Annotated in this window: 1 protein-coding gene; it reads left to right on the plus strand. The window is 65.4% G+C overall.

The window, feature by feature from the left end; all coding sequences use genetic code 11:
* Positions 1-70: 70 nt before the first annotated feature.
* Positions 71-1,357 carry an IS256 family transposase gene (locus C1I93_RS30460; protein WP_111246680.1) on the plus strand — a complete coding sequence of 429 codons (1,287 nt, stop codon included), beginning with the start codon at positions 71-73 and terminating at the stop codon, positions 1,355-1,357.
* Positions 1,358-1,394: the final 37 nt, after the last annotated feature.

A 1,394-nucleotide genomic window follows, 5' to 3' on the forward strand; every position in this document is an offset into this window, starting at 1 on the left:
GGGCGTGTGGATCTAACGGTGTTTCCGGCCTGACCTGCCGGGCGTTGTGCCTGGTGAGGAGGGTGCCGTGATGACCGCGACACTGAACGAGCAGTCCGGACGGAAGAAGCGGCCTGAGGCGTCGGCGGAGGCGAAGGCCGCTGCTGAGCTGGTCCGGGCCGCGAAGGAACAGGGCCTGTCGTTGACCGGTCCGGAAGGGCTGTTGAAGCAGTTGACGAGGACGGTTCTGGAGACCGCGCTCAACGAGGAGATGACCGATCACCTCGGCTATGCCAAGCACGAACCCGACGGTGCTGGGGCGGGCAACATCCGCAATGGGACCCGGTCGAAGACGGTCCTGACCGACACGTCGGGGCCGGTGCAGATCGATGTGCCGCGGGACCGGGCGGGCACCTTCGAGCCGCAGATCGTCCGCAAGCGGCAGCGCCGCCTGTCGGGGGTCGACGAGGTGGTGTTGTCGCTGTATGCCAAGGGTTTGACGACCGGGGAGATCTCGGCGCACTTCGCCGAGATCTACGGCGCCTCGGTCAGCAAGGAGACGATTTCGCGGATCACGGACAAGGTCATCGAGGAGATGACCGACTGGTCCCACCGACCCTTGGACGCCGTCTACGCGGCGGTGTTCATCGACGCGATCGTGGTCAAGGTCCGTGACGGGCAGGTCGCGAACCGGCCGTTCTACGCCGCGATCGGCGTGACCCTCGATGGGGAGAAGGACATCCTCGGGTTGTGGGCCGGCTCGGGTGGTGAGGGCGCCAAGTTCTGGATGAGCGTGCTCACCGACCTGCGCAACCGGGGCATGAAGGACGTGTTCTTCTGCGTCTGCGACGGCCTGAAAGGCCTGCCCGAGGTCGTGACGAACGTGTGGCCCCGCACGATCGTGCAGACCTGCGTGATCCACCTGATCCGCAACACGTTTCGGCTCACCTCCCGCCGCTACTGGGACGAGTTGAAACGCGACATCAAGCCGATCTACACCGCCGTCAACGCAGCTGCGGCCAGGGCGGCGTTCGACGAACTCACGGAGAAGTGGGGCAGCAGGTATCCGGCGGTGATCCGCCTGTGGGACAACGCCTGGGCGGAGTTCATCCCGTTCCTCGACTACGACCTGGAGATCCGCAAGGTCATCTGTTCCACGAACGCGATCGAGTCGTTGAACGCCCGCTACCGGCGGGCGGTGAAGGCCCGTGGCCACTTCCCGAACGAGCAGGCCGCGTTGAAGTGCTTGTACCTGGTGACCCGGTCCCTGGACCCCACCGGCACAGGCAGGACCCGATGGACGATGCGCTGGAAACCCGCTCTGAACGCCTTCGCCATCACCTTCAGCGACCGCTTCCCGACCGCTGAAACCTACTAACCAAGATCGCCGGAAACACCGTTGGCGAGACAGGCCC

The organism is Micromonospora endophytica, from assembly GCF_003236305.1.
Classification (GTDB): domain Bacteria; phylum Actinomycetota; class Actinomycetes; order Mycobacteriales; family Micromonosporaceae; genus Micromonospora; species Micromonospora endophytica.